This window comes from Pseudomonas sp. TCU-HL1, from assembly GCF_001708505.1.
In the GTDB taxonomy this organism is placed as follows: domain Bacteria; phylum Pseudomonadota; class Gammaproteobacteria; order Pseudomonadales; family Pseudomonadaceae; genus Metapseudomonas.
In genome coordinates, this window is the sequence record NZ_CP015992.1 from 5595998 (window position 1) to 5621053 (window position 25056).

A 25056-nucleotide genomic window follows, 5' to 3' on the forward strand; every position below is an offset into this window, starting at 1 on the left:
CTTACACCTTCGCGACTTGCGGACGGCCGAGCAGGCCTTGGGGACGGAAGATCAGGATCAGCACCAGCAGGGAGAAGCTGAAGACGTCCTTGTAGTCGGTGTTGACCATGCCGGAGAACTGCGCCTCGGCAACGCCGAGGATGATCCCGCCGAGCATGGCGCCGGGCAGCGAGCCGATGCCACCGAGCACCGCAGCAGTGAAGGCCTTGATGCCGATGATGAAGCCGGCATAGAAGTCGAAGGTGCCGTAGTTCATGGTGATCAGCACACCGGCCAGGGCGGCCATGGCAGCACCGATGACGAACACGTAGGAGATCACCCGGTCGGTGTTGATGCCGAGGATCGAGGCCATCTTGCGGTCCTGCTGCGTAGCACGGCACATGCGCCCGAGCCTGGTGCGCTGGATGATGTAGGTCAGCACCCCCATGCCGATGAAGGCGGCCACCAGGATGAACACCTTGGTGTAGGTCAGCTGCACGAAGCCGTCACCGACGTGGAACTTCAGCGCGCCGTCGAGCAGGGTGGGGACGCCTTGCTGGCGAGCGCCCTGGCTGAGCTGCACGTAGTTCTGCAGGATCAGCGACATGCCGATGGCGGAGATCAGCGGCGCCAGGCGCGTGGAGTTGCGCAGCGGCTTGTAGGCAATGCGTTCGATCACGAAACCGTACACGCCGGTCACCAGGATGGTGAACAGCAGGGTGCCGAGGATCAGCAGCGGGAAGGACTCGAGTCCGAAGAAGGCCAGGAGGGCCATGGTGATCGCGGCGAGGTAGGCAGAGATCATGTACACCTCGCCGTGGGCGAAGTTGATCATGCCGATGATGCCGTAAACCATGGTGTAGCCGATGGCGATCAGACCGTAGACAGACCCGAGGGTCAGCCCGTTGATCAGCTGTTGCAGGATAATACCGTCCATCACTCAGTCTCGTCTTTTGGGGGTCCGACCTTGGGTTCGGCCAGCTCCCGCGAGTGGAATCAGACGGGCACCACTGAATTACCGGATCGGGTGATGCGACACCCGAGTCAAGCAGATTGGGACTTCAGCAGTTTCCCGGAATACACCAACCGGCCAGACGCGGGTGGCGCCTGGCCGGTCAGCCGAGCTAAAACCAGTGTCGGATCGGGACTGCGCGAGCCATGGCCCGACGGAGCAGGCATGGCCAACGCGCAACCGATCCTGGCCAGCCGTTACTGCTGGTGATACTTGCCCTTGTCATCCCACTCGTAGATCACGTAGTCGGAGACTTTCAGGTCGCCCTTGGAATCCCATTCCTTCTTGCCCATCACGGTCTGCACCGGATGGCCCTTCAGCCATTCGGAAGCCTTGGCCGGGTCGTTGGCGCCAGCGCCGTTGAAGCCGGCCGCCAAGGCCTGCAGGGTGGCGTAGGCGTAAAGGGTGTAGCCTTCCGGCTCGAAGCCGCCAGCGCGGAACTTCTCGATCACGGCCTGGCCGTCGGCGATCTTGCGCGGGTCGGCGCCGAAGGTCATCTGCACACCCTTGGTGTACTGCGGGCCGCCGGCGGTGGTGACCAGTTCGTCGGTGACGATGCCGTCGCCGGAGAGGAAGACCGCGGTCAGGCCCTGCTCGCGCATCTGGCGAACCAGCGGGCCGGCTTCAGGGTGCAGGCCGCCGAAGTAGACGACCTCGGCGCCCGTGGCGCGGATCTTGGTGACCAGGGCGTTGAAGTCTTTCTCACCACGGGTCAGGCCCTCGTACAGGACTTCCTTCACACCACGCTTGGCCAGCTGCGCCTTGGTGGCATCGGCCAGGCCCTGACCGTAGGTGTCCTTGTCGTGGATGATGGCGACCTTGGTGGCCTTGAGCTTGTCGACGATGTAGTCGCCGGCGACGATGCCCTGCTGGTCGTCCCGACCGCACATGCGGAACATGCCGGACAGGCCGCGTTCAGTGACGGCAGGGTTGGTGGAACCGGGGGTCATGGCGATGATCCCGGCCTCGTCGTAGACCTCGGAAGCGGGGATGGTGGAGGAAGAGCAGAAGTGGCCGACCACAGCGATGGCCTTGTCCTGATCGACCAGGCGGTTGGCGACGGACACGGCCTGTTTCGGCTCGCAGGCATCGTCGGCCTTGACCAGCTTGATCTTCTCGCCGTTGACGCCGCCAGCGGCGTTGATGTCTTCGGCGGCCTGCGAAGCGCCGCGCCAATATTGTTCGCCAAAGGATGCGTTGGCGCCGGTGTGCGGACCGGCAACGCCGATGACTACATCAGCCTGTACAACGGAAGAAATGCCCATCGCGGTGGTAACCGCCAGAGCCAGAAAGCCTTTTCTGAAAATCTTCTGCGACATGGAGTTTTGCTCCTGAGGTTTTTAGGGTTAGCGCTCGTGTTCAGCAAGTGGCGTGCCATTAATTCTTGTCGTTGCTCCGCGCCCTGAAAGGCCCTTCCCACCTCCTGTTCTTTTTATTTTTATTGTTTTAAATCAATAACTTCCAAAACATCCCAAAAAAACTGCAGACGTGTCTGGAAGCCGCACGGCATCAGTGTGCCAGCAGGTCCGGTAACAATAGACTCGCGGTACTTATTTGCACATCACTGGTGCGCGAATTTTCCCACTCCGCACTGTTACTGTCCGGCCCTTGATCCCCCCATCCTGCAAGAAACGCCCCGTTGCCTCAAAGCTGTGCAACGCAAATTTTTTGCGACCTATATCACTACGCGCAAACATTGACCGGCGTGGTAGAGCGAAAAGCCCGCCTCGTACAGCGAACTCCTGAGCCCCACCGCCGCCACCGCCCGCATCGGCTGGAAGGGCATCGGCAGCACCGTTTCGTCGCCGCTCAGCAGGTAGTCGGCGAAGGCCTTGCCCACCACGCTGCCGGTGGTCACGCCGCGGCCGTTGTAGCCGGTGAAGGCGAGCAGGCCGGGGGCGGGTTCGTAGAGGCGCATCAGGTGGTCGGGGGTGAAGTCGATGCAACCGGTCCAGGTAAATTCCCAATCCACTTTGCCCAGATAGGGGAAGTAGTGGCGCTGGATGCGATCGGCCCAGGCGCGCAGGAACCAGGCCGGCTTGCGCGAGCCGTTGCCCAGGCTGCCGAGCAGCAGGCGGCCATCGGCGTCGCGGCGGATGCTGCTGAGGACCTGGCGGGTGTCCCAGGAGCCCTGCCCGCCCGGCAGGATGCGCGCGGCAGCCTCGCCCGAGAGCGGCGTGGACGCCACCTGGTAGTAGTAACCGGGGAAGAAATGGCGACGCAGTTCGGTCCACTCGCCTTCGGTGTAGGCGTTGGAGGCGATCACCACCTGCGGGGCAATGGCCACGCCATGCTCGCTGACCACGCACCAGTCGGCGCCTTGCCGCTCCAGGCGCAGCACGGGCGAATGCTCGAACAGCTGCCCGCCGAGGTACTTCACCGCGCGGGCCAGGCCACGGGTATAGCCCATCGGATTGAGGGTGCCGGCGCGCCGGTCCAGCAGCGCGGCAGCAATCCTGTCGGTGCCGGTGGCTTCGCGGCAGGCCGCACCGGTCAGCAGCTCCACCGGAGCGCCACGGCGCTGCCACTGTTCGCAGCGGCTGGCGAGGTCGGCCTGGCCACGGGCGTTGTGCGCCATGTGCAAGGTGCCTTCTCGGCGCAACTGGCAATCGATGTCATAGCGATCCACCAGGGAGAACACCAGCGACGGAGCAGCGCCCAGGGTGCGGTTGAGGCGATCGCCGACAGTGTGGCCGAGCCCGGCCTCGATGTCGTCCGGCGGAATCCACAGGCCGGCGTTGACCAGGCCGACGTTGCGCCCCGAGCCGCCGTGGCCGGCGGTGCGGGCCTCCATCAGACAGACACGCTTGCCCGCCTCCAGCAGGTGCAGTGCGGCGGAGAGGCCGGTGAAGCCGGCCCCGATCACGCAGACATCGACCTTGACCTCGCCGTGCAGCACAGGGCTTTCCGGCAGTCGTGGCGTCAGATATTCCCAGAGGCATTCCTGGCGCAGGGTCATGGGGTGCAGTCCTTAGGGCCGGAACCCGCTCAGTCGAAGGTGATGCCCTGGGCCAGCGGCAGTTCGTGGGAGTAGTTCACGGTGTTGGTCTGGCGGCGCATGTAGGCCTTCCAGGCGTCCGAGCCGGACTCGCGGCCGCCGCCGGTTTCCTTCTCGCCACCGAAGGCGCCGCCGATTTCCGCGCCGCTCGGGCCGATGTTGACGTTGGCGATGCCGCAGTCGCTGCCCACCGCCGACTGGAACAGCTCGGCCTCGCGTACGTCGGTGGTGAACACGCAGGACGATAGCCCCTGGGGCACGGCGTTGTTGAGGGCGATGGCGTCGTCGAAATCGCTGTAGCCGACCACGTATAGGATCGGGGCGAAGGTCTCGTGGCAGACCACGGCGCTCTGGCCGGGCATTTCGACGATGGCCGGGGACACGTAGTAGGCGTTCGGGAACTGTGCTTCGAGCTGGCGTTCGCCGCCGAACACCTTGCCACCTTCGGCGCGGGCCTGCTCCAGGGCACGCTGCATGCCGTCGAAGCTTTGCTTGTCGATCAGCGGGCCAATCAGGTTGCCTTCCAGCGGGTGGCCAATGCGCACCTTGGCGTAAGCAGCCTTCAGGCGCTCGACGATCTCGGCCTTCACCGATTCGTGGGCGATCAGGCGGCGCAGGGTGGTGCAGCGCTGACCGGCGGTGCCGACGGCGCTGAACAGGATGGCGCGCACCGCCAGGTCGAGGTCGGCCGTAGGGGCGAGGATCATGGCGTTGTTGCCGCCCAGCTCCAGCACGCTGCGGGCGAAGCGTGCCGCCACGCGCGGTGCCACTTCACGACCCATGCGGGTGCTGCCGGTGGCGCTGACCAGGGCCACGCGCGGGTCGTCCACCAGGGCTTCGCCGGCTTCGCGGGCGCCGATAACCACCTGGCTGAGGTGGGCCGGGGCCTCACTGAAATTCTTCGCCACGCGCTCGAACAGCGCCTGGCAGGCCAGGGCGGTGAGCGGGGTCTTTTCCGAGGGTTTCCATACCACCGGGTTGCCGCAGACCAGCGCCAGCGCAGTGTTCCACGACCACACGGCGACCGGGAAGTTGAACGCACTGATGACGCCGACCACGCCCAGCGGGTGCCAGGTTTCTCGCATATGGTGGCCAGGGCGCTCGGAGGCGATGGTCAGGCCGTAGAGCTGGCGCGACAGGCCGACGGCGAAGTCGCAGATGTCGATCATTTCCTGCACTTCACCCAGGCCCTCCTGGGTGATCTTGCCGGCCTCCCAGGACACCAACTCGCCCAGCTCGGCCTTGTACTGGCGCAGAGCTTCGCCGTACTGGCGGATCAGCTCGCCGCGGCGCGGGGCCGGCACCTTGCGCCAGGCCTGGAAGGCATCAAACGCACGGGCGATCTTCGCTTCGACTTCAGCGCGGCCCTCCAGGCGTACGGTGCCGATGCGGCTGCCGTCGATGGGCGAATGAACGGCGTGATCGCCTTGCTGGTAGAGGGAAGCATCGACGCCAAGGCGGTCAAGCAGTGCGGCAACCATGGGAACTCCTGTCTGAGGATCGGACCGGGCTCCAGTAATAGCCGCGAAAAGGGCTTGCCAACAAACAACCTTTCCGACACATATCATTCCGTTTTTTCATGTACCGGACCGCCCTCGAGAAACCCCGATGCTCAAACGCCACATGCCCTCGATCACCGCCCTGCAATGCTTCGAGGCGGTGGCCCGGCACCTGAGTTTCACCCGTGCCGCCGACGAACTGAACCTGACCCAGAGCGCAGTCAGCAAGCAGGTAGCGCAACTGGAGGAACTGCTCCAGCACCTGCTGTTCCGCCGTGTGCGCCGGCGCCTGCAACTGACCCCGGCGGGCTCGCTGTACCTGACCGAGGTGCGCAAGATCCTCGCCCAGGTGGAGATGTCCACTCACTACATGCTGTCCTACGGTGGTGATACAGAAGTGCTGCGGGTGGCCACACCGCCCACCTTCGGCGCCCGCTGGCTGATCCCGCGCCTGAAGGGCTGGCGCCTGCGCCATCCGAACATTCACCTGGACCTGCGCAACGAACCGGAACCCAACGCCCTGGCGCAAGGCCACAGCGATGTCGCCTTCTACTTCGGCCATGGCGCCCTTCCAGGCGCCGAGTGCATCCGCCTGTTCGGCGAGGAAGTGGTGCCGGTCTGCGCGCCCGGCGCGATGCCCGAACGGCCCTTCACCGAACCGACCCAACTCACCGAGTTGGTGCTGCTGCAGAACGCCACCCGCCCGGAAGCCTGGCACGAGTGGTTCCAGAGCCAGGACCGGCACACCGAGCACAGCTACCACGGGCCACGCTTCGACACGTCCTATATGTGCATCCGCGCCGCCCAGGCGGGCTGCGGCGTCGCGCTGCTACCGCGCTTCCTGGTGGAAGAGGAGTTGGCGGAAGGCAAACTGGTGATCCCCTGGGACCACCCGCTGCCGAGCCGCAACGCCTATTACCTGGCCTATGCCGAACACGCAGCCGAAGTGCCGAAGGTAAGGGACTTCGTGCGCTGGATGCTGGAGCAGTTGGACCGGGAACCGCTGTAACAGGATCACAACGGACTCCTTTTCTGTAGGAGCCCAGGCAGCACATCTCTACCCCGACAAAAAAGGCCGCTACACGGAGCGGCCTTTTGTTCGTTCACCTTGGGGATCAATCGACCAGGGCCAGGCTACCTTTCATCATCGACACGTGGCCCGGGAAGGAGCAGAAGAACTCGTAGCTCTCACCGGCCGCCAGCTTGGCCACGTCGAAGGTCACGCTGTCGCTCTCGCCGCCGCCGATCATTTTGGTGTGGGCGATGATGCGGGGGTCTTCGGCCTTGAGGTAGTCCTTGTCGAGGCCGGCGGTCATGCCCTCGGTGGCGATGGGCTGTGCATCGGCGGTCTTGCTCAGCACCCAGTTGTGGCCCATCACGTTCTTGGCCAGCTTGCCGGAGTGCTTGAGGTTTACGGTGAAGGTTTTGCAACTTTTGCTGACCTTGATCTCTTTGGTATCGAAAGTCATCTGGTCAGTGCCTTGCACATCCACGGTACATTCAGCAGCCAGCAGAGGTGCACTGGCCAAGGCCAGCACGGATGCAGCGACGAGCTTGCGAATCATGGGAGTCTCCTTGGCAGAAAGGGCAGAAATGCCCCAGAAGGGAGACTGCCCCATTTGCCAGCGAGTTCCCATTACCTGCGGCAACAGGCCGCAACCCTGATTACAAGGAATTTCACGCCCCATGCTGTCCTTCTTCATCGCCGCGATGCTCCTCGGATTCGTGTTCAACGCGGCGCCCGGCGCCGTCTTCAGTGAGACCCTGCGCCGCGGCCTGCGCGACGGCTACCGCCCCGCGCTGATGGTGCAGATCGGCTCGCTGGTGGGCGACGCCACCTGGGCGGCACTGGGCCTTACCGGCCTCGCCCTGCTGCTGGACAGCGCGGCGGTGCGTTACCCGCTGACCATCGCCAGCGCACTCTACCTGGGCTGGCTGGGCCTGCAGTCGCTGCGTGACGCCCATCGCCCGCCGCAACCCTCGACCGAAGAGCAAGCTGCCAGCGGCGGCGCTTTCGCCTCAGGAGCAGCACTGTCGCTGACCAACCCCCAGAACATCGTCTATTGGGCCGCCATGGGCGGGGCCATGGCGGCCGTTGGCGTCGCCGAGCCGACCCCCACCCACCTAGCGGTGTTCTTCGGCGGCTTCATGCTCTCCTCGCTGCTCTGGTGCTTCATCTGCGCCGGCCTGGTGGACTGGTTCCGCCGCGCCGCTTCCAACCTCTGGCACCGGCTCACCTACCTGGCCTGCGGCCTGTGCCTGCTGGGTCTGTCGGGAATGACGGCGGCAGAGCTGCTGAAGCTCGTCTGAGCTATCAAGCCCATCGATGCAATCAAAGGGCGGCCGGACCCAGACCGCCCTAGCATGGCGCCATTCGTCCAGAAGGAGATACGCCATGAGCTTCCTGCAAAGCCTGCTCGCTGCCTATGCCGCCGGGGCTTGCGGCGCTTCGGCCGAGTAAACCCGGCCCCTACCGTTCGGAAGCTGACCAGTCGCACAGCTTGGAGCCCGGGGGCGAAATCGGTACTCTTGCGCGCTTTTTTCGCACCAGGAGTCCCCCATGCCCTTGCGTTCCGTCTGCGTGTTCTGCGGTGCCAGCCCCGGCGCCAAGCCGATCTACCGTGAAGCAGCCGCCCTCCTGGGCCACACCCTGGCCGAACGTGGCATCACGCTGGTCTACGGCGGTGGTGCGGTTGGCCTGATGGGCACCGTGGCCGATGCAGCCTTGGCTGCCGGCGGCGAAGTCATCGGGGTGATTCCGCAGAGCCTGATGGACGCCGAAATTGGCCACAAGGGCCTGACCCGCCTGGAAGTCGTGGACGGCATGCACGCGCGCAAGGCCCGCATGGCCGAGCTGTCCGACGCCTTCATCGCCCTGCCCGGCGGCCTCGGCACCCTGGAAGAGCTCTTCGAAATTTGGACGTGGGGCCAACTGGGCTACCACAGCAAGCCGCTGGGCCTGCTGGAAGTTAACAGCTTCTACGACAAGCTCACCGACTTCCTCGACCACCTGGTGGAAGAACGCTTCGTCCGCGACCAGCACCGAGGCATGCTGCAGGTCGGCGGCCACCCCGAAACCCTGCTGGACCGCCTGGAAGCCTGGCGCCCCAGCAGCGCGCCCAAGTGGGTCGACCGCAAGCCCCATTGATCCCGCGTTCGTCCCGAGTTCTAGAATGACCGGGACGAAATCACCAGCCGGAGCCAACCATGGCAGGCGACGAGCGGATCAAGGTCTACTACAACAGCGCCTGCCCGGTGTGCAAAGCGGGCATCGAAGGCCAGAAGGGCAAGACCACCGCTTGCCAGGTGGAATGGGCCGACATCCACCAGGACAACGACGCGGTGGAGGAAATCGGCGAGAACCTGGAATACGTCCGCGAACGCCTGCACCTGGTGGACGAACAAGGCGTGAAGCGCATGGGGGTGGATGCCTTCATCGTGCTCTGGCGCCACTCGCCACGGGAGCACTGGAAGGCCCGACTGTTCTCCCTGCCACTGATCCATGGTCTTTCGCAACTGGCCTACAAGGCCTTTGCCCGCCTGCTCTACCGCTGGAACAAAGCCAAACATCACTGGTGAATGGAATGACCACTGCCATCGAAACCCTGGCCACCCTCTCCCCTGCCGACCGCCAGCGCCTCGTGGACGTCTGGGAAGGCGCCGTGCGCGCCACGCACCATTTCCTCAGCGAAGACGACATCCAGTTCTTCAAGCCGCTGGTGCGCGATGCCTACCTGGATTCGGTCCGGCTGGCCTGCCTGCGCGGCGACGATGGCCGCATTGCCGGCTTCGTCGGCACGGCCGAAGACAGAATAGAGATGCTTTTCGTCGACCCGGCCCGGCACGGCCAGGGTGTCGGCCGCACACTGATGGCGCACGCAATAGTGCTCGGCGCGCGCAGCGTCGACGTGAACGAGCAGAACCTGCAGGCGGTGGGTTTCTACCTGCACCTGGGGTTCGTGCAATACGACCGTTCGCACTTGGATGGCTTGGGCAAGCCGTTTCCCATCCTGCATCTACGCATGGCCTGACCACCGTCCGGCCGCTGAAAGCAGCAGGTTGGTGCCGAGCGAAGCGAGGCCCAACGATAGGGGTCCGCTGCGCGGACCATGTTGGGCTTCGTTCCTCAGCGCCAACCTACGGAGGGATCAACCCTGAGACTGCTGCACGATGATGGTCTGTGCCGGCATCGGTGCCGGGAAGTCCGTGCCCAGGGCCTCCTTGAGCACCCGGTTGGTATCGAAATACACCTGCCAGTAGTTGTCGTTGTGGCAATACGGCCGCACCGCCAGTACCGGGCCCACTAGGTTGAATTCGAGAATGTCCACATCCACCGGCGGGTCGGTCAGCACATTGGGGATGGCGGCGATACGCCCCTTGAGCACGGCTACGGCCGCTTGCCAATCGGCGGCGCCCGAGAGCTGGGCCTTCAGTTCCACGCGACGGAAGGCGTTGTGGCTGAAGTTCTGGATGGTGTCGCTGAAGATCTTGTTGTTGCCCACCAGGGTCATCACATTGTCCGGCGTGTTGATCGCGGTCGCGAACAGGCCGATTTCCTTCACTGTACCGGTCACGCCACCGGCGCTGATGAAGTCCCCCACCTTGAACGGCCGCAGGACGATGATGAAACCGCCCGCTGCGAGATTGGCCAGCAGCCCCGACCAGGCCATGCCGATGGCCAGGCCGACCGCCGCGATCAGCGCCGCGAGGCTGGTGGTCTGGATGCCGAAGAATCCGAGGATGCCGACCACCAGGAGGACGTTCAGCGTCACGGTGATGAAGGAGCCGACGTAGCGCAGCACGGTCGGGTCGACCTTCTGCCGCTCCAGGGAACGCTGGACCAGACCGACCGCGAAGCCGATCAGCCAGCGGCCGACCACCCAGAAGGCGATGGCCGCGAGAATCTTGACGCCGAAGGTGGTGGCGTACTGCATGACCGTGGTCATAAACGCGCTGACCTTCTCGGTACCTACATTGACGATGGTTGTTTCATCCATGGCGAAGCACCTTGCAGGGGAGAAGTGGCTCCGAAAAAGCTAGCACGGCGCCAGCAAAGTGCTTGCCAGGCACATCCTCGTAGGTTGGGTCGGGCGGCGTTCCGCAGAGGTACGAAACCCAACGATGCGGTGCCTGAGGTGGAGCACGACGTTGGGCCTCGCTGAGCTCGGACCAACCTACGAGAGTTTCAGACGGCGAGTTCCCAGAGGGGCATGACGGTCACCCGCACTTCGGGATCGTGGCTGCCGCCGCCGAGGATGACGCCGCGTAGCGGCGAGACATCGGAAAAATCGCGGCCCCAGGCCAGGGTGATGTGTTCCAGGTTGGGCAGGATGTTGTTAGTGGGATCGAAGTCCACCCAGCCATTGCGCGGGCAGTAGACCGACACCCAGGCGTGGGAGGCATCGGCGCCGATCAGGCGCGGCTGGCCGGGCGGCGGTTGGGTCAGCAGGTAGCCGCTGACGTAGCGCGCCGCCAGCCCACGGGAGCGCAGGCAGGCGAGCATCAGGTGGGCGAAGTCCTGGCAGACGCCGCGACGGCGCTCCAGCACCTCGGTCAGCGGCGTCGCCACTTGCGTGGCTTCGGCGTCGAAAGCGAACTCGCTGAAGATTTTCTCCATCAGCGTCGCCGTACCCTGCAACAGCGGAATGCCAGCGGGGAAGCAGCCGGCAGCGAACTCGGCGAACTGGCGCTTGATCCGCACATACGGCGATTCGACCCGGTAGCGGCACGCATCCAGCTCGCCGGGCGACAGGGCACGGCCGGTGTAGGCCAGGCTGGCCGGCACCTGTTCCCAGGCCGGCGAGGCCGCCAGGTCCGGCGGCGCGTGGGGCAGCACCTCGATCTGCAGGCGGGTGTTCACCTGCAACTCGTCGTGAGGCCGCTCGAAGGCCAGGCGGGTCAGCGGGTTGCCGAACACGTCCAGCAGGTCCTGGCGCAGGGTGGGCTCGGGATTGACCAGCAGTTGCTGGCCGCTGCACAGCTGCCAGGCACACTCCCGTGGCCAGAGATGGACCAGTTGCTGGGACAGGGACACGGGCGACGCATAGCGGTAATGGGTGTCGTGGAACACCTGGTAGCGGGCGCCCTGCACGGGGGCGATGGAGTGGGCTTGCGCACGCATCAGGTGGATACCGTTTGCTGGCTGACGTCGTCGACGTGGGCAAAATAGCGCAATCCGAGGCGATCGGAGACCTGTCCGACGTTCTGCGCGATTTCCCGCAACAGGTCGGCCAAGCCTTCGAGCACGTCATCCAGGCTTTCGCTGCCGAACAACGGGTCCTCCAGGGTGGCCAGGTCGAAGGCCAGCAGGCGACCGATCAGGCCACTGAGCACCAGCTCCTGGGGCGCGCCGAACTCCAGGTGCAGCCGTCCCAGGGAGCGCTCCAGCGCCTGCAACTGGAAGCGCAGCGCGTGGGGGTTCTGGTCGTGCAGCAGGAGCAGGTCGAGCACCGGGATCAACTGCGGTGAGGCCAGGTAGCGCGAACGGTAAGTGATGGTGCTGTTGCCCAGTTCCAGCAGCCACTCAAGGGCAACCGGGTCCCAGGTGGCGCCGCCTTCGAGGAATCCGGCGATGGCTTCGGCATAGAACTGCACGCGCTCGATGCGCCGGCCGATCATCAGGAAGCGCCAGCCATCGTCACGGGTCATGTCGTCCAGGGCAAAGCCGGACAGGGCCGCCAGGGACATCAGCAAGCGGTTGAGAAATTCCAGGGCCTCGCCCAGGTCGGTGCGTTCCGGGTCCAGGGCCTGTGCCTCGCGATGCAGCTCCAGCACCGCGTGCCAGTTCTCCCGCGACAGCCGCCCACGCACCTGGGCCGCGGCCCAATGCAAGCGGCGCAGGTTGGCGCTGACGCTGCTGGGCCACTCATCGTCCAGCAGGGCCGCCAGCAAGCGTTGCTCCAGGGGTTCATCGCCGCGCGGCACCAGGCCGATGGCAGTGGCCAGCTGCAGGGCCGATTGCAGCGCCTGGTCGTCGCCGTCGGCATCCACATAGCGCGACAGCACCACCCGCAGCAGGCGGGCGCCGTTGTCGCAACGTTCGCCGTAGCGGCCGAACCAGTAGAGGTTTTCCACCACGCGCGATGGCAGATAAGGGTCCTGGCGGATCAGGTCGCGCGCACCGAGGGTGCGCGGGCGCAAGGGTTCACCCACCACCGGCAGATCGGCCAGCACCCAGGTGTCCTTGCTGGCACCGCCGCGCTGCATGGAAACCACCTCGGCATCGGCCGCCGACGCCACCCGCGTCAGGCCGCCGGGCATCACCCAGTAATTGCCATCGCGACCGGCCACGGCGAAGACCCGCATGCCGATGGCTCGCGACTGCAATTCGCCGCGTTCTGCGTCCCCCTGCCAGACCGGCGCCTGCGACAGCTGCGCCATGCGCTGGGCGACATAGGCGTGGGGATGGGCCTGCAAACGTTTGCGCAGCGCCAGCAGAGCGCCATCCTCAAGCGCGTGGCCGAACAGCGGTTCGAAGCTCTGGCTGGGGAAGGCGGGCTTGATCACCAGCCCGGCCAGGCCGTCCGGGGACTTGCTCAGCACCTGCCCCTGGCCGCACCACCAGGTGCCCAGGGTGGGCAGCAGCAGGTCTTCACCCAGAAGACGCTGGCTGACCCTGGGCAGCAGGCCCAGCAAGCCTGGCGACTCCAGCACGCCGCTGCCCAGGGCGTTGGCCACCAGCACCCGGCCACGGCGCACCGCGTCCAGCAGGCCGGGCACGCCGAGGGCCGAATCGGTTCGCAGCTCCAGAGGGTCGCAGAAGTCGTCGTCGAGGCGGCGCAGCACGGCGTGGACCCGTTTCAGGCCACCCAGTGTCTTGAGGTAGAGGGTGGCGTCGCGCACCGTCAGGTCGTGGCCTTCCACCAACGGAAAGCCAAGCTGGCGGGCGAGGTAGAGATGCTCGAAGTAGGTTTCGTTGAATCGCCCCGGCGTCAGCAGCACCACCAGCGGCGTCTCGCCGTCGCTGGGCGCCTGGCGGATCAGGGTTTCCTGCAAGGTGCGGAAGTAGCCGGCCAGGTACTGCACCTTCAGGTCGCGGTAGAGCTCCGGCAAGGCGCGGGAGACGATCTGCCGGTTCTCCAGGGCATAGCCTGCGCCAGAGGGCGCCTGGGTGCGGTCGGCCAACACATGCCAGCGGCCGTCGGCATCGCGGGCCAGGTCCACGGCGTAGCTGTGCAGGAAGATGCCACCGGGCGGCTGCACGCCCTGGCAGGGCCAGAGGAAATTCGGGTGCCCAAAGACCAGTTCGCTGGGCAACAGCCCGTCGACCAGCAGGTTCTGCGGGCCGTAGAGGTCGGCCAGCACGGCGTTCAGCAGACGAGCACGCTGGGCCACGCCGGCCGCGATGGGCTGCCATTCCTCGGCGGAGAGCAGGTTGGGCAAGAGGTCCAGCTCCCAGGGGCGATCAGTGCCCTTGGGATCGGCGTAGACGTTGTAGGTGACACCGTTCTCCTGGATCTGCCGCGCCAGCAGTTCCTGTCGCTGTTGCATTTGCGCCGGGCTGCTGCGTTCCAACTGCTGGAACAGGCGCAGCCAGTGTGGGCGCACCTCGCCACGGGCATTCAGCAGCTCGTGGTAGGCCGTGGCCGTCAGGGGGTAGTTGGCTAGCAGCTCGGACATCAAGGAACTCGGCGAATGGGCAGCAGGGAAACTTTAGCGGACAGCGCGGCACCCGGCCGCTGTACGTCGGCCGGGGCACCGCGCACGTCGCTTAGCGGCGGCGCAGATCCAGTGTCATGGGCAATTCGTCGTCCACCACCGGCGCGCCGACCTGCAGTTTGCCTGGCGTGTGCCCATGGCGGAAGAAGCGCGCCAGGCGCCGGCTTTCGGCCTCGTAGGCGTTCACCGGGAAGCTGTCGTAGCTGCGCCCGCCGGGGTGGGCGACATGGTACTGGCAGCCGCCCAGGGAGCGTTGCACCCAGGTGTCCACCAGGTCGAACACCAGGGGCACCTGCACGCCAATGGTGGGCTGCAGGCAGGAAGCCGGCTGCCAGGCGCGATAACGCACCCCGGCGACGAACTCGCCACCCCGTCCGGTGGGCCGCAGCGGAACCGGCTCGCCATTGCAGGTCAGCACGTAGCGATCCGGGGCCATGCCCGTGACCTTGACCTGCACCCGCTCCAGGGACGAATCCACATAGCGCACGGCCCCACCGCTGGCACCCTCCTCCCCCAGCACATGCCAGGGCTCCAGGGCCTGGCGCAGCTCCAGGTCGATGCCCTTGACCTGGTAGTCGCCGTATTTGGGGAAGCGGAACTCGAAGTGCGGGGCAAACCATTCGGCCAGCAGCGGATAGCCGGCGGCGTTGAACTCGTGGACCACGTCCTCGAAGTCCTGCTGGACGAAATGCGGCAGCAGGAAGCGGTCGTGCAGCTCGGTGCCCCAGCGCACCAGCTTCGGCGGCTGGTAGGGCTCGTTCCAGAAGCGCGCCACCATTCCACGCAGCAGCAGTTGCTGGGCCAGGCTCATGCGCGCGTGGGGTGGCATCTCGAAGGCGCGCAGCTCCAGCAGGCCGAGGCGGCCGCTGCTGCTGTCGGGCGAGTAGAGCTTGTCGATGCAGAACTCGGCGCGGTGGGTGTTGCCGGTGACGTCCACCAGCAGGTTGCGCAGCAGGCGATCCACCAGCCAGGGCGAGCAGTCGGCGCCGGGCTCGGGCATCTGGGCGAAAGCGATTTCCAGTTCGTATAGGGCATCGTTGCGCGCCTCATCCACCCGTGGCGCCTGGGAGGTGGGGCCGATGAACAGGCCGGAGAACAAGTAGGACAACGAGGGGTGGTTGTGCCAGTAGCTGATCAGGCTGCGCAGCAGGTCCGGCCGGCGCAGGAAGGGTGAATCGGCCGGCGTGGCTCCACCGAGGACGAAATGGTTGCCGCCACCGGTGCCGACGTGACGGCCGTCGACCATGAACTTCTCGCTGGACAGCCGGCACTGCCGCGCCGCCTCGTAGAGGAATTCGGTGCGTTCCACCAGTTCGTCCCAGTTGGCCGAGGGGTGGATATTCACCTCGATCACGCCCGGATCGGGGGTAACGCGGAAATTGGTCAGGCGTGGGTCACTGGGTGGCTCGTAGCCTTCTAGGAGCACCGGGCAGTCCAGCTCGCCGGCCGTGGCCTCGATGGCCGCCACCAGCTCCAGGTAGGCCTCCAGTTCGCTCAGGGGCGGCATGAACAGGTAGAGCCGCCCTTCGCGGGGCTCAGCACAAAGGGCAGTGCGGGTGATGCCGGCGGCAGACTGATGCAGACGCGGCTCCTGGCCATCGCTCTGCGATCCCGGTGCACCGTCGCGCAGTTGCTGGCGGATCAGCGCGGCTCGTCGCAACGGCGGGAACGCCTGACTGGGGTCGGCGGGATTCACGTAGGGGTAGTCGGCGGCGCTGGCCCAGGGCTGGGAGTCCAGCGGCAGCCGATAGCCCATCGCCGAGTCACCGGGGATCAGCCGGCAATGCTCCTCGCGCAGGAACCAGCGGCCGCTTTCCCAGGCATCGCCCGCCGCACTGCGCGCCAGCGGCAGCACCTGCCCCACCACCTCGCCCAGGCCGCGTTCGAACACCCGGCGCAGGCGCTCACGTTCCAGCGGATCGGCCAGGCGGGCATCGTCCGGGGTGACGTTGGCGGGCAGCTTGCGCTCGCGCCAGAGGTAGTAGAACCAGTCTTCGAAGGCCGGGAACTGATGGTCTCCCGACACCCCCAGGCGGCTGGCCACACGGCTGAGGAAACGTGCCGCAAGGGGGGCGTCCGCGCCGTAGCTGCGGCCTTCGTCGGCGTAGAGCGCGCGGTCCTGCCAGATGGGCTCGCCATCCTTGCGCCAGAAGCAGTTCAGCGACCAGCGCGGCAGTTGCTCTCCGGGGTACCACTTGCCCTGGCCGAAGTGCATCAGCCCCACTGGCGCGTAGTGTTTGCGCAGGCGGTGGAACAGGTCGGCAGCCAGGCGGCGCTTGTTCGGGCCGAGCGCGGCGGTGTTCCACTCCGGATCGTCGGGGTAGTCGATGGCGATGAAGGTGGGCTCGCCGCCCATGGTCAGGCGCACGTCGCCCGCCGTGAGGTCAGCGTCGATGCGCGCCCCCAGTTCGCGGATGGCCCGCCACTGCTCGTCGCTGTAGGGCTTGGTCACGCGAGGCGCTTCCCAGACCCGCTCGACGCGCATCTCGTGGGAGAACTCGCATTCACTTTCATCCACCGCGCCGCTGATGGGCGCCGCCGAGGATGGCTCGGGACTGCACGCCAGCGGGATGTGACCCTCGCCGGCAAAGAGCCCGGAAGTCGGGTCCAGGCCAACCCAGCCGGCGCCCGGCAGGTAGACCTCGCACCAGGCGTGCAGGTCGGTGAAGTCCACCTCGGTACCGCTGGGGCCGTCGAGGGACTTCTGGTCGGCGGTGAGCTGGATCAGGTAGCCGGACACGAAGCGCGCTGCCAGGCCCAGGTGGCGCAGCAGCTGCACCAGCAGCCAGGCCGAATCGCGGCAAGAACCGGACGCCTTTTCCAGGCTTTCTTCCGGCGTTTGCACACCGGGCTCCATGCGGATCAGGTAGCGGATATCGCGGGACAGCTGCTGGTTGATCGCCACCAGGAAGTCGACGCTGCCCTTGGGGGTGAGGTCAATACGCGCCAGGTAGTCGGCGAACAGCGGCGTGGCCGGCAGGCGGCTCAAGTAAGGCGCCAGCTCACGCTGGTCGGCGGCGGTGTAGCGGAAGGGAATCTGCTCGGCGTAGGGCTCGAGGAAGAAATCGAAGGGGTTGAACACCGCCATTTCGGCGACCAGATCCACCTCCACCTTCAGTTCACGGGTTTTCTCCGGGAACACCAGCCGCGCCAAGTAGTTGCCCTGGGGATCCTGCTGCCAGTTGATGAAGTGCTTGCCCGGCGCAACCTTCAACGAATAGCCGAGAATGCGCGTGCGGCTGTGGGGTGCCGGACGCAGGCGAACGATCTGCGGACCGAGATTGACCTCACGATCGTAGCGATAGTGGGTGACGTGATGCAGTGCGACATGGATCGACACGGCGTGCCTCCTGCGAGCCTGGGCGATGCCGGAAGTCGCGCAAGACTTGTGCCAGCTCCCAGCCATGGATTTCAGCCCCTCCAAGCACCGGAACGGGGCCGTCTTCGCACCCGGATGACCCGGCCGCACAAAAATGGTTCGCGGCGGGCCGACGGGTGAGGCTCAAGCCTAGCGGCCGAATATGAAGGAGAAGGGAATTCGGGGTGGGCTGGTTAGGCCGATTGGGTATAAGCGCCTTTCAAAGGCAATGACATCTGTAGATCCTATGCAAAGGCCGCCCGCACGCCGATTCTTAATCCGGGGGATAGAAGGTTTGGCCCAGAGGAGGAATCGACATGCGAACGGCCTACGTTGAACAGCATAGTGCGAACGAACCGGTCTTGGCAGTGGCGCTGGAGTTGGCCAGGGCCAGTTGGAAAGTGGCGCTGAGTGATGCCCGGCGCGCCCCCCGGCTGAAGACAGTCGACGCACCGCAACCCCTGGCGCGCCTGGAGCAGGTGGTGCAAACGATCGCGGAGACGCGCGCGCTCTGGGCGTTGCCAGCGTCCGCCAGAGTGGTCGTGGTGTATGAAGCGGGCCAGGATGGCTTCTGGCTACAGCGCGCCTTGCAGGCGCGTGCGCTGGAGGTCCTGGTGATCGATCCAGCGAGCCTGCTGATGGCGCGGCGGAGGCGTCTGGCCAAGACTGACCGGCTGGACGCCTTGCGCCTGGTGGAGGCCCTGCTGGCCTGGCTGCGTGGCGAGCAGCGGCGTTTTCAGGTGGTGTGCCCGCCCAGCGTCGAGGACGAGGATCGCCGGCACTGGGGGCGCGAGCGCCAGCAGTTGCAGCGCGAGCTGCAGCAGCACCGCAACCGGATCGAGAAGCTGCTGGCGACGGTGGGCTGCTGGACCCGGCTGGATCGTGCCGGCCGCCAACAACTGGCCGAGGGCACGCTGCAGGACTGGGCTGGCCAGGCGCTGGGGGCGGCGCTGCAGGCCCGCCTGCAGCGGGAGCTGCAACGCTGGCAGGAGGCCCGGACCCAGCTGCGGCGGCTGGAGCACGAACACGCGCAGCGCTTCGGCACCCGCCAGGCCGAACAAGTGGCGCGACTGAGCCAGTTGCGCGGCATCGGCACCGTCGGCGCCCGGCAACTGGTACTCGAGCTGTTCTGGCGGCAGTTTCGCAACCGCCGTCAGTTGGGGGCCTGCGTTGGCCTGGTGCCCTCGCCCTACGACAGCGGCACGCTGCGGGTCGACCAGGGCATCAGCAAGCAGGGTAATCCCCGGGTCCGCGCGCTGCTGGTCGAACAGGCCTGGCTATGGCTGCACTACCAGCCGAACAGCGCCCTCAGCCACTGGTTCGCCAAGAAGGCCGGCGGTGATTGCCGTCGCAGTCGACGGGTAGCGATCGTGGCCCTGGCGCGACGCCTGGTGATCGCCTTGTGGCGCTACCTGGAGCGCGGTGAGCTGCCGGCGGGTGCAACACTGAAAGCCGTGCCCTGACACCACCACTCAGCCAGCGAGCCGCGACGAAAGAGTTACGCAGTCAACACGCCCGTAATTCGCCCGGGTCATCAGCGCGATGACCGATCTTGTAGAAAGGGTGTGGTGCAAAGGGGTATGCCTGAGCGCAACGCGCAAGCAGGATCGTGTTGGTCCTCGTGACCAGCGGATAGAAGGTGGTGAGACGCTAGGTCTCACGAGCAGCATGCCCCGCTGCCTTGATGCGTGCCCCAAGTCATGAATCGGAGGAACAGGCCTTGACACCGAGATCTTCATAGAAGGGGCGAATTCATTCGCCAAGGGGCGCGAAGCGGCCCCTCCGAATCCCCAGGGCAGACCTTCGGCCTGCTTGGCGAATGAATTCGCCCCCACAGGAAAAGCAAAGCCGCCCAGGCTCAGCCGCCTCCGGGCAGGCTGGCAAGGCTGCCCCCCCATACGAAAACGCCAGCCCGAAGGCTGGCGTTTTCATCAGCGCGGCGCGACAGGCCGCTTGGCGGGCTTCTTCTTACCACCTTTTTCAGACGCTGCCGCCTTGTTCTCCGCCTGCTTGCGGGCGAAGGCAGCGGCCTTGGCCTGCTCGCGCTTGTCCCAGGGCTTGCTGCCGTCGCTGGCGCGCGGCGGCAGGCCGGTGTGCTGGGTGAGCACCTTGCCGGTGGTGGCCCCGCTGACCTTCTTGCTGTCGGCCGGGGTGGAGTTCTTGCGACGGGCGCTGTGGTACTCGTCCGTGGTCGGCTGGTGGGTCGGGATCAGCTGGTGCTTGGCGTTGCCGATCAGGTCACTGCGGCCCATGCGCTCCAGGGCCTCGCGCAGCATCGGCCAGTTCTTCGGATCGTGGTAGCGCAGGAAGGCCTTGTGCAGGCGACGCTGCTCCTCGCTCTTGACGATCTTCACCCCTTCGCTCTTGTAGGTGACCTTGCGCAGGGGGTTCTTGCCCGAGTGGTACATGGCGGTGGCGCTGGCCATGGGGGACGGGTAGAAGGCCTGTACCTGGTCGGCACGGAAGCCATTGCGCTTGAGCCACAGGGCGAGGTTCATCATGTCCTCGTCCGTGGTGCCGGGGTGGGCGGCGATGAAGTACGGAATGAGGTACTGCTCCTTGCCCGCTTCCTTCGAGTACTTCTCGAACATCTGCTTGAAGCGGTCATAGGAACCGATACCGGGCTTCATCATCTTGCCCAGGGGCCCTTCCTCGGTATGTTCCGGGGCGATCTTCAGGTAGCCGCCGACGTGGTGCGTCACCAGTTCCTTGACGTACTCGGGGGATTCCACCGCCAGGTCGTAGCGCAGGCCGGAAGCGATGAGGATTTTCTTCACGCCCGGCAGTGCGCGAGCGGAGCGATAGAGCTGGATCAGCGCCGAGTGGTCGGTGTTGAGGTTTTCGCAGATGCCCGGCCAGACGCAGGACGGCTTGCGGCAGTGCGTCTCGATCTCCGGGCTCTTGCAGGCGATCCGGTACATGTTGGCGGTCGGGCCGCCCAGGTCGGAGATGACGCCGGTGAAGCCGGGCACCTTGTCACGGATTTCCTCGATCTCGCGAATGATCGACTCTTCCGAGCGGTTCTGGATGATGCGGCCTTCATGCTCGGTGATAGAGCAGAAGGTGCAGCCGCCGAAGCAGCCACGCATGATGTTCACCGAGAAGCGGATCATCTCGTAGGCCGGGATCTTCTCCTTGCCATAGACCGGGTGCGGGATGCGGGCGTAGGGCATGCCGAAGACGTAGTCCATCTCTTCGGTGCTCATCGGGATGGGCGGCGCGTTGAACCAGACGTCCACCTCACCGTGCCGCTGCACCAGCGCGCGGGCGTTGCCGGGGTTGGTCTCCAGATGCAGCACGCGGTTGGCGTGGGCATAGAGCACCGGGTCGTTGCGCACCTTCTCGAACGACGGCAGACGGATCACGGTCTTTTCGCGGGTCAGGCGCGGGTTGGGCAGCAACTGCACCACCTTGGCTTCTTCCGGGTCGTCCACCGGGCCCTTCTCCTGCTCGATGGCGCAGGCGGCGGTGTCCTGGGTGTTGACGTAGGGGTTGATGATCTTGTCGATCTTGCCCGGGCGGTCGATGCGGGTGGAGTCGATCTCGAACCAGTCATCGGGCGTATCGCGGCGAATGAAGGCCGTACCGCGCACGTCAGTGATGTCTTCGATCTTCTGGCCGTAGGACAGGCGCTGGGCGATCTCCACCACGGCGCGCTCGGCGTTGCCGTAGAGCAGGATGTCAGCGGTGGCGTCCATGAGGATGGAACGGCGCACCTTGTCCTGCCAGTAGTCGTAGTGGGCGATGCGGCGTAGCGACGCCTCGATGCCGCCCAGCACCACCGGCACATGGGTGTAGGCCTCTTTGCAACGCTGGCTGTAGACCAGGCTGGCGCGGTCCGGGCGCTTGCCGGCGACGCCACCGGGGGTGTACGCGTCGTCGGAGCGGATTTTCTTGTCCGCGGTGTAGCGGTTGATCATGGAGTCCATGTTGCCCGCCGCCACACCGAAGAACAGGTTCGGCTGGCCGAGCTTCATGAAGTCGTCCTTCGAGCGCCAGTCCGGCTGGGCGATGATGCCCACGCGGAAGCCCTGGGCCTCGAGCAGGCGGCCGATGATGGCCATGCCGAAGGACGGGTGGTCGACGTAGGCGTCGCCGGTCACGATGATGATGTCGCAGGAGTCCCAGCCGAGCTGATCCATCTCTTCCCGGCTCATCGGCAGGAAGGGTGCGGGACCGAAACACTCGGCCCAGTACTTCGGATAGTCGAACAGCGGCTTCGCAGCTTGCATATTTTTTGACCAGCGGGCTTTTTCACGGGGCGCGGAATATAGCACAAATTTTGAGCAAGTCCGACGCTGACGCTGGGTTTCTGTTGGGCCAACTGCACGGCTGTAGGAAATCACGTACAGAGTGATCACCGATTCTCCAGATCGCTATACTCCTGCCGACACAAAGACCGCCAAGCCGCAGTAGTAAATAACTTACAAGGAGCATGCGCGGTGCCACGCCAGACCCCGATCCTTTTCCTGCTCCTGTGCTGGTTGGGTCTCGCCCTGCCCGCCCAAGCCGCATTCGAGCTGACGCGGCAAAGCAGTGGCGCTTCCCTCAACGGGCATATCGACCTGTTGGAAGATCCGGACGGCAAGCTCGACATCCAGGACCTGGCCGCCCCCGAGGTGCAACAGCGTTTCGTCCCGGCCAATGAACGCGCCAGCGTCGGACAGAGCCGCAGCGTCTGGTGGGTGAGGGTCGAACTCAGCCGCAGCAACGACGCCCCGCAGCAGTGGTGGCTGGAGAACTCGGGCATCACCGTCCATCGGGTCAGCCTCTACTTGCCGAACGGCCAGGGAGGCTGGACCCGGAAGGAATCCAGCGAGGCCCTGCCCTTTGCCGAGACCCGCGACTATTCCTACCGGCGCATGCTCTTCAAGCTGCCGGAAATCGGTACCCAGCCGCTGGTCCTGTACTTCCGCAGCTATGACCCGGCGGGCAATTCCTTCCCCCTGAAGGTCTGGCAGCTGGATGACCTGAAGGAGTTGAAGGCTTCGGAAAACCTTGGCTTCGGTCTGGTTTACGGGGTGATTCTGGCGCTCTTCCTCTACAACCTGTTCATCCTCGCGGCGCTCCGCGATCCCGCCTACCTCTGGTATGTGCTGGCAACCGCCTCGGCCCTGGTGTTCATCCTCAGCATGAGCGGCCACGGCTTCCAGTACTTCTGGCCGGACGCCGCGGTGCCCTTGTGGCTGGACCGCATCACCCTGCCGGCGCTCTGGGGCATTTTCGTGATGCGTTTCACCCAGGAGCTGCTGTACACCCGGCGGGGATTGCGCTGGGCTGATCGCCTGTTCAACGTTGCCTGCGTGCTCTACGCCGTCGCCATTCTGATCAACCTCTTCGGCTACCGCGCCGAGGGTGCCATCCTGATCGCCATCACGCCCATAGTGACCGTGCCCACCGCTCTGATCAGCGCAGTGATCCGCTGGCGCCAGGGCTTCATCCCGGCGCGCTTCTACCTGATCGGTTACGGCACCGTGCTGATCAGCACTGCAGTGCTGGTTATGCGCGCCGCCGGCATCATCCAGCCGATCAATTTCACCGCCTACATGTTCCCCATTGCCGTTGCCGCCGAGTCCATTCTCTTCTCCTTCGCCCTTGCCTACCGCATCCAGATGCTCAAGCAGGAAAAGGCCGTGGCCGTGGAACAGGCCGACCGCGAGAAGGCCGCGCGCCTGGCGCAGATGCAGGCCAGCGCCGACGAACTGCAGGCCGCCGTCACCACCCGCACTGCCGAGCTGGCCGCCGCCAACCAGCGCCTCAGCGAGCGCGAGCGGGCCTTGCAGCACGCCGCCTTCCACGACTCCCTGACCGAGTTGCCGAACCGCCGCTACCTGATCGAGCGCACCGAGTCGGCCCTGGCCAACGCCAAGCGCCACGAGGAAGCCCTGGCGCTGATGCTCATCGATCTCGACCATTTCAAGCCGATCAACGACCGCTTCGGCCACGACGCAGGCGACGAGATGCTGCGCACGATCGGCCAGCGCCTGCGCGAGCACGTGCGCGGTGGCGACGCGGTAGCGCGCCTGGGCGGTGACGAATTCGCCGTGCTGATCGGCGGGCCGGACGCCGAAACCCAGGCCCGCGAACTTGCCCAGCGCCTGCTGGAGGAACTGGCCGCCCCCATGTGCTACGGCGCGGAAAAGCTATCGGTCAGTATCAGCATCGGCATCGCCCTGTTCCCACAGCACGCCCGGCACTTCGCCGGGCTCTACCAGACCGCCGACCGGGCCTTGTACAAGGTCAAGACCCGCGGCCGCTCGGGTGTTGTGGTGTTCGGCGAGGATGGAGAGATATCCGAAGAAACCAGCCTGCAGCTGGATGTGCTGAAGATTCGCAGCGGGTTGTTGTAGGGGCGCCGCCTTGCGGCTGTTTCGCGAGTAAAGTTCCACACCCCACGGGGCTGCTACGCAGCCCTTCGCGAATGAATTCGCTCCCACAGGGTGGGATCAGGCCAGGTAGCGGCGCGGTACCCGGGCGGTGACCTTGGTCAGCAATTCGTAGCCGATGGTGCCGCAGGCCAGGGCCAGCTCATCCACTGGAAGCTGCTTGCCCCAGAGCTCGACCGAATCACCCACGCGGGCATCCGGCAGGTCGCTGAGATCCACCGCCAGCATGTCCATGGACACCCGGCCCACCAGCGGCACGCGACGGCCATTGACTACCACCGGCGTGCCGCTCGGAGCGTGGCGCGGGTAGCCGTCGGCGTAGCCGCAGCTGACCGTGCCGATGCGCGACGGCCGGGTGGCCTCCCAGGTAGCGCCATAGCCCACCGTTTCCCCTTCCGCGATTTCGCGCACGGCGATCAGTTGAGCGCTGAGGCTCATGGCTGGCCGGAGGCCCAGTTCGGCGGCGCTGAGATCGGCGAAGGGCGAGGCGCCGTAGAGCATGATGCCCGGGCGCAGCCAATCCATGTGGGAGGCCGGTATAGTGAGGATTGCAGCGGAATTGGCCAGGCTGCGCTCATCGAAGTCGAGGTTCAGCAGGTCGAGGAAACACTCCAGCTGAACCTCATTGAGGCTGTGACCACGCAGGTCGGCGCAGGCGAAATGGCTGATCAGATTGAGTTGGGCCACCTGGGCGGCGGCGCGCAAGCGGCCGTGCCAGTAACGCACTTCATCCGGGGTGAAGCCAAGCCGGTGCATGCCGGAATCCAGCTTCAGCCAGACATTCAGCGGCCGCAGCAGACCGGCAGCGAGCAGCGCCTCAGCCTGCTCCTCTCCCTGAACCACCAGGTCCAGGCCGAGCTGGGCGGCCAGTTGATACTCAGCCGCTTCGAAGCAGCCTTCCAGCAGCAGTATTCGCGCCTGGTCGTCCAGCGCACGCACTTCGGCGGCTTCCTCCAGGCAGGCCACCGCGAAACCATCGGCCTCGCCACGCAGGCTGGCGACGACCTCGCGCACACCATGGCCATAGGCATTGGCCTTGACCACCGCAAAGGCCTGGCGGCCGGGCGCGCAGCGCTTGGCGAGGGCGTAGTTGTGGCGGATGGCGGAGAGGTCGACGGCGGCGATCAGCGGGCGCATTGCGGCGTGCTCATGAACGAAAACGGGCG

At 65.7% G+C, this 25056-nt stretch carries 18 protein-coding genes; 7 read left to right on the forward strand and 11 right to left on the reverse strand.

The window, feature by feature from the left end:
• Position 1 precedes the first annotated feature (1 nt).
• The 4 genes from THL1_RS25690 to THL1_RS25705 form a co-directional block, all read right to left on the reverse strand.
• Positions 2-916, reverse strand: a complete 915-nt coding sequence (locus THL1_RS25690; protein ID WP_069085881.1) for an ABC transporter permease subunit — start codon at positions 914-916, stop codon at positions 2-4.
• Positions 917-1188: 272 nt separating this feature from the next.
• Positions 1189-2310, reverse strand: a complete 1122-nt coding sequence (locus THL1_RS25695; protein WP_069085882.1) for a branched-chain amino acid ABC transporter substrate-binding protein — start codon at positions 2308-2310, stop codon at positions 1189-1191.
• A 356-nt stretch (positions 2311-2666) separates the two neighbouring features.
• The gene (locus THL1_RS25700) at positions 2667-3950 is read right to left on the reverse strand and encodes an NAD(P)/FAD-dependent oxidoreductase (RefSeq protein ID WP_069085883.1); all 1284 of its coding nucleotides are present in this window, start codon (positions 3948-3950) and stop codon (positions 2667-2669) included.
• A gap of 29 nt (positions 3951-3979) precedes the next feature.
• A complete protein-coding gene (locus THL1_RS25705) occupies positions 3980-5470 on the reverse strand; it encodes an aldehyde dehydrogenase family protein (RefSeq protein WP_069085884.1) in 1491 nt (496 codons plus the stop codon).
• A gap of 127 nt (positions 5471-5597) precedes the next feature.
• On the opposite strand from THL1_RS25705, the gene THL1_RS25710 reads away from it, so the two are divergent.
• Positions 5598-6497 carry a LysR family transcriptional regulator gene (locus THL1_RS25710; RefSeq protein ID WP_069085885.1) on the forward strand — a complete coding sequence of 300 codons (900 nt, stop codon included), beginning with the start codon at positions 5598-5600 and terminating at the stop codon, positions 6495-6497.
• Between the two features lie 106 nt (positions 6498-6603).
• Here THL1_RS25710 and azu read toward each other — a convergent pair whose 3' ends face one another.
• The gene (gene azu / locus THL1_RS25715; protein WP_069085886.1) at positions 6604-7053 is read right to left on the reverse strand and encodes an azurin; all 450 of its coding nucleotides are present in this window, start codon (positions 7051-7053) and stop codon (positions 6604-6606) included.
• Positions 7054-7174: 121 nt separating this feature from the next.
• Here azu and THL1_RS25720 point away from each other — a divergent pair, with 121 nt between their 5' ends.
• The 4 genes from THL1_RS25720 to THL1_RS25735 all read left to right on the forward strand — a co-directional run bounded on the left by THL1_RS25720 (position 7175) and on the right by THL1_RS25735 (position 9519).
• Positions 7175-7798: a LysE family transporter gene (locus THL1_RS25720; protein WP_069085887.1), complete on the forward strand. Its 624-nt coding sequence runs from the start codon at positions 7175-7177 to the stop codon at positions 7796-7798.
• Between the two features lie 250 nt (positions 7799-8048).
• Positions 8049-8636: a TIGR00730 family Rossman fold protein gene (locus THL1_RS25725; RefSeq protein WP_069085888.1), complete on the forward strand. Its 588-nt coding sequence runs from the start codon at positions 8049-8051 to the stop codon at positions 8634-8636.
• A gap of 59 nt (positions 8637-8695) precedes the next feature.
• Positions 8696-9067, forward strand: coding sequence for a thiol-disulfide oxidoreductase DCC family protein (locus tag THL1_RS25730; protein WP_069085889.1), 372 nt, complete (start codon positions 8696-8698; stop codon positions 9065-9067).
• A gap of 5 nt (positions 9068-9072) precedes the next feature.
• Positions 9073-9519, forward strand: a complete 447-nt coding sequence (locus tag THL1_RS25735; protein ID WP_069085890.1) for a GNAT family N-acetyltransferase — start codon at positions 9073-9075, stop codon at positions 9517-9519.
• A 117-nt stretch (positions 9520-9636) separates the two neighbouring features.
• On the opposite strand, the gene THL1_RS25740 is transcribed toward THL1_RS25735, so the two are convergent.
• The 4 genes from THL1_RS25740 to THL1_RS25755 form a co-directional block, all read right to left on the reverse strand.
• The gene (locus THL1_RS25740; protein ID WP_069085891.1) at positions 9637-10485 is read right to left on the reverse strand and encodes a mechanosensitive ion channel family protein; all 849 of its coding nucleotides are present in this window, start codon (positions 10483-10485) and stop codon (positions 9637-9639) included.
• 188 nt (positions 10486-10673) lie between these two features.
• A complete protein-coding gene (locus tag THL1_RS25745) occupies positions 10674-11609 on the reverse strand; it encodes a transglutaminase family protein (protein WP_069085892.1) in 936 nt (311 codons plus the stop codon).
• Positions 11609-14107 carry a circularly permuted type 2 ATP-grasp protein gene (locus THL1_RS25750; RefSeq protein WP_069085893.1) on the reverse strand — a complete coding sequence of 833 codons (2499 nt, stop codon included), beginning with the start codon at positions 14105-14107 and terminating at the stop codon, positions 11609-11611. Before THL1_RS25750 ends, THL1_RS25745 begins: the two co-directional genes overlap by 1 nt.
• Before the next feature lie 91 nt (positions 14108-14198).
• Positions 14199-17486, reverse strand: a complete 3288-nt coding sequence (locus tag THL1_RS25755; RefSeq protein WP_069085894.1) for a DUF2126 domain-containing protein — start codon at positions 17484-17486, stop codon at positions 14199-14201.
• A 335-nt stretch (positions 17487-17821) separates the two neighbouring features.
• Here THL1_RS25755 and THL1_RS25760 point away from each other — a divergent pair, with 335 nt between their 5' ends.
• Positions 17822-18967, forward strand: a complete 1146-nt coding sequence (locus tag THL1_RS25760; protein WP_069082015.1) for an IS110 family transposase — start codon at positions 17822-17824, stop codon at positions 18965-18967.
• 468 nt (positions 18968-19435) lie between these two features.
• Here THL1_RS25760 and THL1_RS25765 read toward each other — a convergent pair whose 3' ends face one another.
• On the reverse strand, positions 19436-21736 hold the full coding sequence (locus THL1_RS25765; protein ID WP_069085895.1) for a YgiQ family radical SAM protein: 2301 nt from the start codon (positions 21734-21736) through the stop codon (positions 19436-19438).
• Positions 21737-21946: 210 nt separating this feature from the next.
• Here THL1_RS25765 and THL1_RS25770 point away from each other — a divergent pair, with 210 nt between their 5' ends.
• Complete coding sequence (locus tag THL1_RS25770) at positions 21947-23854, forward strand: diguanylate cyclase (RefSeq protein WP_237234748.1); 1908 nt, start codon at positions 21947-21949, stop codon at positions 23852-23854.
• A 96-nt stretch (positions 23855-23950) separates the two neighbouring features.
• Here THL1_RS25770 and alr read toward each other — a convergent pair whose 3' ends face one another.
• Positions 23951-25027: an alanine racemase gene (alr, locus tag THL1_RS25775; protein ID WP_069085896.1), complete on the reverse strand. Its 1077-nt coding sequence runs from the start codon at positions 25025-25027 to the stop codon at positions 23951-23953.
• Positions 25028-25056: the final 29 nt, after the last annotated feature.

Bases quoted from the DNA above. Each gene is read 5' to 3' on its own strand.
- THL1_RS25690 (WP_069085881.1), bottom strand. From the start codon at position 916: ATGGACGGTATTATCCTGCAACAGCTGATCAACGGGCTGACCCTCGGG.
- THL1_RS25695 (WP_069085882.1), bottom strand. From the start codon at position 2,310: ATGTCGCAGAAGATTTTCAGAAAAGGCTTTCTGGCTCTGGCGGTTACC.
- THL1_RS25700 (WP_069085883.1), bottom strand. From the start codon at position 3,950: ATGACCCTGCGCCAGGAATGCCTCTGGGAATATCTGACGCCACGACTG.
- THL1_RS25705 (WP_069085884.1), bottom strand. From the start codon at position 5,470: ATGGTTGCCGCACTGCTTGACCGCCTTGGCGTCGATGCTTCCCTCTAC.
- THL1_RS25710 (WP_069085885.1), top strand. From the start codon at position 5,598: ATGCTCAAACGCCACATGCCCTCGATCACCGCCCTGCAATGCTTCGAG.
- azu (WP_069085886.1), bottom strand. From the start codon at position 7,053: ATGATTCGCAAGCTCGTCGCTGCATCCGTGCTGGCCTTGGCCAGTGCA.
- THL1_RS25720 (WP_069085887.1), top strand. From the start codon at position 7,175: ATGCTGTCCTTCTTCATCGCCGCGATGCTCCTCGGATTCGTGTTCAAC.
- THL1_RS25725 (WP_069085888.1), top strand. From the start codon at position 8,049: ATGCCCTTGCGTTCCGTCTGCGTGTTCTGCGGTGCCAGCCCCGGCGCC.
- THL1_RS25730 (WP_069085889.1), top strand. From the start codon at position 8,696: ATGGCAGGCGACGAGCGGATCAAGGTCTACTACAACAGCGCCTGCCCG.
- THL1_RS25735 (WP_069085890.1), top strand. From the start codon at position 9,073: ATGACCACTGCCATCGAAACCCTGGCCACCCTCTCCCCTGCCGACCGC.
- THL1_RS25740 (WP_069085891.1), bottom strand. From the start codon at position 10,485: ATGGATGAAACAACCATCGTCAATGTAGGTACCGAGAAGGTCAGCGCG.
- THL1_RS25745 (WP_069085892.1), bottom strand. From the start codon at position 11,609: ATGCGTGCGCAAGCCCACTCCATCGCCCCCGTGCAGGGCGCCCGCTAC.
- THL1_RS25750 (WP_069085893.1), bottom strand. From the start codon at position 14,107: ATGTCCGAGCTGCTAGCCAACTACCCCCTGACGGCCACGGCCTACCAC.
- THL1_RS25760 (WP_069082015.1), top strand. From the start codon at position 17,822: ATGCGAACGGCCTACGTTGAACAGCATAGTGCGAACGAACCGGTCTTG.
- THL1_RS25765 (WP_069085895.1), bottom strand. From the start codon at position 21,736: ATGCAAGCTGCGAAGCCGCTGTTCGACTATCCGAAGTACTGGGCCGAG.
- alr (WP_069085896.1), bottom strand. From the start codon at position 25,027: ATGCGCCCGCTGATCGCCGCCGTCGACCTCTCCGCCATCCGCCACAAC.